Raw genomic sequence first — 9,402 nt, forward strand, 5'->3', positions numbered from 1 at the left:
AATGTAGCCTCTAAACCATTAGCGCTTGATAGTGTTAATTTGCTAGGTTCTGGCTCAACAGGATCGTTTGGATTAACCGTCACTTCATCACCGCTACCACAGGCAGTTAGAATAAAGCTAAGAAATATAAATATAATAACACGTGATATCGTTAACGATTGCATCTACGGATGTCCCTGAGTCTATTCAATAACCAATCAGGATATAATATCAGTTAACGGGGGAAGGGCAAAGTTGAATAAAAAATTCCCCCATAGAAGCTATGGAGGAATTGTCTTAGGTTATATTGCTACATTTGAAATAAACAATAATTAAGAGACTTTCTCTTCTAAACCTTGTTTTTCCCATACTTTAGCTTTAAAAGTCATTAGTACTAAAACAACACCAACACCAATGCTAAATAATGCAATTTGTAAGTATAAGTTAGGAATTTCATCAACATTATTCGGATCGAAATTACCAGCAAGTAAACCTGCGATGATGTTACCGATTGAGTAAGTTAATACAAACACACCCATCATTTGGCCAGTGTAACGTTTAGGCGATAACTTACTTACAGCACTTAATGCTACAGGGCTTAAACAAAGCTCACCCACTGTATGTAAAAAGTACGTAGTAACAAGCCAGTAAGGCGCAACTTTTAAGCCTTCAGCTGCGTAATGAGCCGCCATAAACATAACTAAAAAGCCTGATGCCATGATAATTAAGCCAATTGCACATTTAACGCTGTAGCTAGGTGATACTAAGCTTTTAGATAAGTTAATCCAAAGCGCTGCAAAAAATGGCGATAAAGCAATAATAAACAGTGAGTTTAATGATTGAAACCACGTTGTAGGGATTTCAAAAGTACCAATAAGACGGTCAGTATAGTCGCGAGCAAATAAGTTTAATGATGAACCAGCTTGTTCAAAGCCAGACCAAAAACATGCAGATGCAATACATACTAAAAATAGTGCCCACATTCTTTGTTTTTCTGCATCTGTTAAATTACCTGTAAAGTAAATAACTCCAAAATAAACAAAAAAGATAATAGTAAATACAATGGCTGTGTAACCTGCAACTACAGTTGGATTAATAACAATAGCGCCGGTCATTGCAGCCGTAGTAACTGCAGCAGCTGCAATTACAAATGCAGCAATACCGCCCCATGCACGTGAAGTACCTTTAGAGCCTAATGGATTAGCCGGTAAAGCACTGTGCTTTGGTAAGTTATTAAGTGTGAGTTTGTACTGTACTAAACCAATGGCCATACCTACAGCTGCCGCACCAAATGCCCAGTGCCAGCCTACGTTCTCCATAAAGTAACCACATACGTAGTAACCTATTAAAGAACCCATGTTAATACCCATGTAATAAATAGCGTAACCGCCATCACGACGCTCATCAGCATCGCTATATAATTGGCCTACCATTGCACTGATATTTGGTTTTAGTAAACCAGTACCTGTTGCTACAAATATTAAGCCAACGAAGAAAGAATAATCATGTGGAATAGCCAAAATAATATGACCAATCATAATAATTATGCCGCCATACCAAACTGCTTTTTGACCACCAAACAATCTATCAGCTAGCCAACCACCTGGTAAGCCTAAAAAGTATACTGCGCCTGTGTACAAACCATAGATTGCAGCAGCTGATGCAACAGTAAAGGCAAGGCCTTCTTCTTGTAAGCTTGCTGTCATGAATAATACGAGCATAGCTCGCATACCGTAATAACTCATTCGTTCCCACATTTCAGTGAAGAACAATGTCGAAAGTCCTTTAGGGTGGCCAAACCAACCACTATCTGGAGCTGAACTCATATTTACTTCCTAACTTTAAGAATTGTTGTAATGGCCTTATAATTTTTTGCTTTAGCTATCTTAGTATTTAGTCATACTAAAATGCTCGACCATCAGTTTATTATTTGTAGCTAAGATAATGATTTGCTATATGGTAGTAACACCAGAAGGTAAGAGACACACCCTTATCCTAGTTACAATTGGGCACAAGTATACATATACCTTAGTGCTAGGGGAAGTATTGCGCGGTGTATCACCTTATGCCAAGTTAGAACTCAGCATAAGGAACAATAGGGGTACCTGGGAACTCAAGCGTTCCATAAACAGGGTTAAAATAGTAACGTATGTAAAGTTGACCAAAGTTTGGTTCGTAAAAGTCAGAGCGATCGATGGCTAAGTAGCCACCAAAGAACCAATTCGGCGTTATTCTATACTCAAAACTACCTTCAAGATTATATGAAACCCCAGAACTTGTTTCACCTTCAAATACAGGGTCAACACCTGTTATTGATTCTCTATCATACGCAGCTATTTGCAAATCGCTATCGTTAGGGAAGAAATCAATAGATTGAGTTTTTGTTTGCGAGTACGAAACACCGGTTTTTAATCGATAAACAAAATCATCGCCCCAACGTGCGTCATAAGTGAGTGGCACGGATAGACCTACATAGTTTTGCGGACTGTAATAACCACCATGGCCCCATGTTTCTTCACTTAAATTATACTTGTATGCCCAATGTAATAAGCTAGCGCCTACGATAAATTCGCGGTCTTGATTGCTTATCACACGATAATAGGTGCCGCCCATCAAGCGGTAGCGTTGGTTATCTTTTACGTTTTGACCTTTGTACAATGTAAAGTCAGCACTAGACCAAAATCCCCAATTGCCGCCTAAATCATGAGAAACATTAGCGGTTAAACCAGTTGAGCGAACCCCCCCCCAAATTTTACCAGTATTAACGTCTTCAAGGCCTGCATAGGCGAGTACTGAGCTGGTTACTGGTCGTTTTTCTAACTCAAGGCTATAGCCAAAGTCACCAAAGTCGTCCGAATAGTTAACACCCCATACAATGTCTTCGATTAAAAAGCCCAGTGGTGTTGTGCCAATATCTACGCGCCAGTTTTCGTTCTGCCAACCAATGCCAATATCAACGCCATCTTGCTCAGGACTTACCTCGTCAATACCACAGGTAAATATACACAAAGCGCCTTGACCGTATCGACTGCCAGCAAATTGCTCGTCAAATCGTGTTGTTTGCGCGCTAATACTTGTAGGATCTATTTTTACAAAGCCTTGCCCCTGCCAAAGCGGAAAGTACGCTTCAATAGGGACTAAACCAGCGCCCAATGTGGCCTCACTTTCAGTACTTACTTGTCCGCTAAAATTTACACCAACGGCAATGTAGGCTTGGTTTTTGTTTTGTTGGCTGAGTAGTTCTCGTTTGGCACCGTTTATATACCACTCGTCGTTTTCGTTGATGCGCGAAAGGGATGTGTAGAGTTCTTTCTCATTCAGTTGACGATTAGGTGAAAGCGTTTGTGCGTACCACGTTTGTGCTTGCTCTGTTTCATTAAAATTAGAGGCAACTTGCGCGCCTAAATAACGAAGCTCTAAATCATTAGGTGCTTTTTGAATAAGCTGTTCAGCTAAGTAAAGGGCATCACCTGCGTAGTTAAAATCGTTTAACGACTCCATAATTTGACGCTGAAAATAACTTTCTTGCGTTGTACTTTGTTCAATCGCGAGTTGTGTGACTTCTTTCGATTGGAAATCATCACCAAGCGCTCTGTAGGCTTTGGATATTGCCATTAAAGCTTGAGGTTCAATTAGCTGATTATTTTTTACTTTTTGTTCGTATAAAATAATCGCAGATTGGTTTTGATCAAGTGCTAAGTTTGCATTTATTAGCGCAGTTGTTGTTGCTGATGAACTTGGGTATTTTTGATCAAGCTGATTTAGCTTCGCAATAAGATCACTGCCACTAAAATACTCAGAATAATAGGCATTTTGTAATTGCACAAACTGATCTATTTCACTCTCAGAGGCATTTTCAGGAAGCCGATAACGATTAAACCAATCCGTAGTCTGAGCTTTATTACCCTGTGCTAAAAGCCATTCTCCATACAACATATGCCAATAGGCTGATAATGAGGGGTCTTCAGCTAATGCGTCACGCATGAGTTTTAAAGCGTGGTTTTGTTCTTCTATGCTAAACCAGCTTCGTGCTAGCTCAGCTTTCATTGGTGGCGTTAAATTTTGTGCTTCTAACGCACTTAAGTGATAAATAGCAGCCGCTTTATTTTGAGAATTAATAAAACGTTCGCTTTGTGCTAAAGACTCATTAAGTTGTAACTGATGTTCAAGAGATACAATGTCAGCATCGCGAGATTTAAATGGAATATACTGAAGCGTAGCAAGCGCACCTTGGTAATCGTCTAAAGCACGCAAAAACAGTGCATGGCTATACCTAAGCTGTGAATTTAGCGGAAATTGCCACAATACATTATTAAACAATGAGCGAGCTTTGTCGGTGAGTCCTTTTTGTTGATATATAAACGCTAAGTCGTAATATAACCAAGGCTCTTCTGGTGTTGCTTGAATAGCCTCTTTTAATATTTTTTCAGCCTCTTCTAATTCACCAGCTTCAGTTAGCTTTGTTGCCTTAGCTCTATACACGCTACTTAATGAGCTTAAATATGACGCTCTTAATATTTCTTTTTGTGAAAATGAAAGTCGATTAAAAAAAGATGTGAGCGTTTTTTCACTTTGTTCAAGCTTTGCAATTTCAAGTAAGCCAAATAGGGCGCCTTCGTTTAAAGGCTCGCTTTTAAGCACCACTTGGTAGGTAAGCGCAGCTTGTGAATATAGCCCTTGGGTAAATTGTAAGGTGCCACGATTCGCCAATACGGTATTAGGTTCTTCTTCTAATGCGGCGGCTAAATCGAGTTTTAGCTTAGCAACTCTAAATTCACTGCTATCTATAGCGTCTCTTGCTTGGCGAATATACAGCCAAAACTTAGCTGTTTTAGCCATGCTTTTAAGGGTATTTCGCTCTGCAAAGTCGGCAGTGTATTTTTGTGCACGTGTAAAATAATTATAGGCTTTACCATTTTCACCTAGTTGTAGGTAAAGTATGCCTAAGCTGTTCATGATTTCGCCGTCAGTAGGGCGGCCTTTTAAGGCTTTTAACAGAAGAGGTTCTGCTGCTTTTAACTTTTCTTGTTCGAGTAGATTATTGCCTTTTAACCAGAGCTGATAAGCAGGGTCGGCTAATAATTTTTGGCGTGCTTTTAATTGCTTTTTAAAGTCTTGATACTGTAACTCTCCCTTATTACTAAACGGGTAAAGTATAAAGTATTGCTGAAATTGCTTGTCAGTATTACTGTTTATTGGCATATTTTTTAATGCAGAGAGCCAAATACTTTCAACTTCATCACTAAAACCCGATGTAGATCCATACTTACTTAAAATACGCATAGCTGCTTTATCGCGTGGGTTACGTCTTAGTAAATGTCTGGCATAAGCAACTTCTATAGTGCCTAGGTTGTCATAGCGTTTTAATAATTGTTTGTAACCATTTTTAACCCCTTGCCATTGAGCGCTGTCCTGGGCATACCAGCTTAAATGCTCAAGCTCAAAGTTTAAAGTAGGATAAACATCATTAAATATTTTATTGTAAATTTGACGTGCTTGTTCATACCTGCCGGCACGAGCAAGCAGCTTTGCTTCTTGAATTACTGCCTTGTCTTTACCTTGAATACGAGACATAACCTTGAGTTTTTTTACGCAAGGTGTTTGTTGTGTTAGTTGGTTATCAAGCTTACTTAATAACAAGTTTGCCTGGTCTGTATTGCCATTCGTAAAGTCGTAATGTGCAAGCGCACATTGCGTTTCTATTCGGGTAGGGGCAATTGCAACCAACTTCTGCAGGCTATCTTCAACAAGTCTTTTGTTTTGTTGTGCTTCACCAATACTAATTTGGTTTAATAACCAATCAACCGATTGTGTATCAATATCATTTATTGTTGCGGCATTTAAATTTGTGCTTAGTGCCAATGTACAAGCTAAGGCCAACCTTAACGACATTCAGTGCTCCAAGTAGGTAGTAGCGTTCCATCAGCCGTTATTTTAAAGCGCTTGTTTACAGCACTTTCACCAAATAAATGCAATACACTGTCGTAATAACGTGTTTGTGTAAAAGACTTATCAATCATTAGCTTTTGCTGAATGGCCATTACCAGCTCATCATTACCTTGCTCTGCTAACAAAGGCAGCAGGGCAGCGTTAAAGCCCAAAGGCCCTCTTTTTTCAGATTTACCTGATTGAGCGTACGTATTTAAAGGAACATGGCCGCGCTCTTCAATAGTGTCCACAAACGGTGCAAACTGAGTAAGAAGCTCTTGTTTGTAGGGTGCATCTTTTGCCATCATACTTGCCCAAAGGTAAACACGAATTGCATTATAACTACCTAAATCTGTATTTTTTCTGTCGTAGTAAAAACCGCGGTTTGAATCAAACATAACCCAATCAGGGCTGACGCCTTGCTGTGCGGTATCTAAAATTAGCTTAGCTGATCCTTCGTGCAGTTGATGCCACGGTGAATGTGGATAAAGCTTTTTAAATTGCTGGTAAATAAATAACGGCGAGTAGCTAGGATTTAGCTTATAGCGCTCATTGTCAAACTCAAAACCGGCAGGTGCGGGGAGTAAAGACAGGCCAAGGCCCGTTATGTAGGCGGTTTCTTCTCTGATTATACGTTGAGCAAGCACTGCGGCTAAAATACTATAGCGGCGTTCATCCCATAAAATTGCCGCTTGCGATAAACTGTAGGCAATCCATAGGTCTGAATCTGACGCAGGGTTTGAATCTAAAATCCCCCCTACGCGATTTTTATCTAGTCCCCATTTCCATGCTGGTAAACGCGTACTTAAATCGCCCTCTGATAAATGCTCTTGGGTCCAATTTAAAACAGAATCAAAAGCGGCTTTATCGTTGGCAATAAGCGCAAAAAATAGTGCATATGATTGGCCTTCAGAGGTTGTGATACTTTGATCACTGCCCAAGTCAATAACGCGGCCGTCTTGGCTTATAAAATGATTTTTAAACACTTGCCACGACTGCCAAGGTTCGCACTGTTCAACTTGTGCGTTGGCATTGAAAGCAAATAGTGCCATCACAGTAAAAAACATATTAACGAGTGATTTCATTATTCGTCTCCTTCAGCTAAACGCTTGTAAGTTAGTGCTTGTAATAATCGCCATAAGATAAATGAGATCAGCAATAGCGTTAAAATAGACAGTAATGCCAAAATAAATGGATGATCAGATAAGTGAAACCACACTAATGTATGGACTGGGATATGGCCTACAAAGTATTGCTCATCTACTTGAATGGTTTTAATACCCTGTGAGTTGATAATGGCTGCACTACCTTTTACTTGAGCTAATTTTTCTGAGTTCATTAGAACATCGTCAAGTATAGAAAATGCATTTTGCGTCGTAGCACTCAACGAGACAATAGAGCGGTCTGAGTCAAACGGTGATTGAAACCCTGTTATAACTGCCATATCGCCACTACTTTTAATACTAACCTCTACTTTATCGGTCGTTTGTTCGTCGTATGCACCATTATAAATTGCTTGTTTAATTGCGCGCTGATTATTGTTAAGCAAAACATTTGTTTGTGCATCTTCATCTAAGTCATTAGCAATACTGTTAGGTTTAGCTATAACGAGTATGTCTTTATCATCTAAATCAGCGTCCTCATTTAAATGAGCAACACTCATTCTGTGGGTTGGGTAGCCGGTGATTGCGCCAAAGTGCCCCGTTAAGTTAAATAAAACGGTTAAAGCATTAGGTGTTGGGTTTTCATCAATAAGTACAAGTGTTTTTTGTAAATCAGCATATTTGGTAAAAGGAAAGCCACTATTAGCAAATACGTTCAGATCTGGTAATGCGATGTAGTGATCAAATTCACTTACGTCAATGCTTGAATCGCCATCAATAACACCAAACTCACCGCCAGGAGGTGCAACAGCACATTCGCCTTTTTTGAGTACGCCAAACCTAAAGTCAAAGTTAAGTTCATTTCTGTTAGCTAAATTAATGCCATTGACAGAAAAGCCTTCTGTACTTTGTGTGGTGTCAGTATTGGCAACTAGTGGCAACAACGCTTGTGTTGTTTGTAATAAATCGTTGTTTTCATCTAGTAAAAAACCACTTATAAATTCTTGGTTTATTAGCATATTTAAACGAGAGTCGATGGCTTCTGATTCTGGCGTACTACGGTACTGAAGAGTAATAGGTATTCCTCTTTCACGCCACGTGAATAGATCAGGTGCAAAGCGAATGTTTAGTTTTACTGGACCATTATTAAGACCTTGCGCCTGTAGTTGCGTAGGGTAGTCAATAAGCTCGTCAAAATGCACTGGACGATCGCTTCTAAGCCAGCGTGGTGCATCATACGCTTTTCGAAGTGGCAACTGATTTATGGCTTCAATACTTGCGCTTCTTCCAGTCATTACTTTGTGGCCAAATGCAAGGCCAGTCACCGCTGTTTTTAAATCAGCTTCATCACGGCCCAATATCAGTAACATTTTATAATAACGATTAAATGGGTTTGAAATGATTTCAATCGTTGGTTTTTCAACATCTGGGTAATCTTTCAAAAAATCAGGTTTTGAATCATTAGTAATAAAAACCACACTGTGTTGATCAGGCGATTTATTTAACGTTACGGGAAAATTAAATCCACGCCAATCAGCTTGGGCTCCAAACCAACTCGATAGCGTTGCTGCTGCCTCAATAGCTTGGGTATTGGGTGTTTTAGCAAATACAAATGGAAGGTTAAGCTTGTTGTAATCCTTTTCATCAAAAAACGGCTCTGGGAGGTATTCTAAACGGCTATCGATAGCAAGCTGCTTTTGGTCGAGCGTTATGTTGCTTGATTTATTTATTTCTGTCCAAATAGTACGGCTGAAGTAGTCTTGACATCTAAGGTCGTAATAACCAACCAATTCAAAGCGGACTTGGTTGTAATCTTGAATGTATTTAGCGTTAAGATCGAGGCTATGCTGCACTGTGTTCTTTACAATACTAAGTTGTTCGTTAATAGGTAAAACAGTGACTAAATTATCATTAAAGTATACTTTTAAGTGCGAAACATTCGCGATTAATGAAGGCGAGTTAGTATACGAAAAGTTAAGCTTTAAATTGGTGCTCAATTTATCTATTCGGTTTGTAAAGTCAACGCGGGAGTTATTATTTACCCCGTTGAGCCTAAAACCTGTAAAGCCTAACGCTTCAAAATCTAAGCGTAAACTCGACACCTGAGCGCTCTCAGGGTATCCATTAATGAACATTGATTTATTTTGTAATGGCTCAATTGCATGCGCAAAATAAGCGCAACAAATAAGCGACAATGTTAGGGATATATTAAGCAACTTTTTAATCATAATTATTATGCACTATTGGTCTTTTTGGAGTAAATGAGTTTACGTATACAACTAAATTAGTCATAAACTGAATGATAGGTTGAAGCACTCTTGGTGCGTGGAAGAGCAAGTTACTAAACCCTCTGAGGCTTGTTTTTTGCACTTCTTTAAAACTGTAAGATGGG

The 9,402-nt window shown here is 39.3% G+C and carries 4 protein-coding genes; all 4 read right to left on the reverse strand.

Features of this window, described 5'->3' with window-relative positions:
* Positions 1 to 311 precede the first annotated feature (311 nt).
* The 4 genes from H5072_RS05180 to bcsB all read right to left on the reverse strand — a co-directional run bounded on the left by H5072_RS05180 (position 312) and on the right by bcsB (position 9,238).
* Positions 312 to 1,805: a peptide MFS transporter gene (locus tag H5072_RS05180; RefSeq protein WP_024598453.1), complete on the reverse strand. Its 1,494-nt coding sequence runs from the start codon at positions 1,803 to 1,805 to the stop codon at positions 312 to 314.
* 247 nt (positions 1,806 to 2,052) lie between these two features.
* Positions 2,053 to 5,871, reverse strand: a complete 3,819-nt coding sequence (locus tag H5072_RS05185; RefSeq protein WP_182692899.1) for a cellulose synthase subunit BcsC-related outer membrane protein — start codon at positions 5,869 to 5,871, stop codon at positions 2,053 to 2,055.
* A complete protein-coding gene (gene bcsZ / locus H5072_RS05190; protein WP_182692900.1) occupies positions 5,862 to 6,992 on the reverse strand; it encodes a cellulose synthase complex periplasmic endoglucanase BcsZ in 1,131 nt (376 codons plus the stop codon). The genes H5072_RS05185 and bcsZ overlap by 10 nt, the downstream gene beginning before the upstream one ends.
* Complete coding sequence (gene bcsB / locus H5072_RS05195; protein WP_182692901.1) at positions 6,992 to 9,238, reverse strand: cellulose biosynthesis cyclic di-GMP-binding regulatory protein BcsB; 2,247 nt, start codon at positions 9,236 to 9,238, stop codon at positions 6,992 to 6,994. The genes bcsZ and bcsB overlap by 1 nt, the downstream gene beginning before the upstream one ends.
* Positions 9,239 to 9,402: the final 164 nt, after the last annotated feature.

Source organism: Pseudoalteromonas sp. SR45-5, from assembly GCF_014163565.1.
In the GTDB taxonomy this organism is placed as follows: Bacteria; Pseudomonadota; Gammaproteobacteria; order Enterobacterales; family Alteromonadaceae; genus Pseudoalteromonas; species Pseudoalteromonas distincta.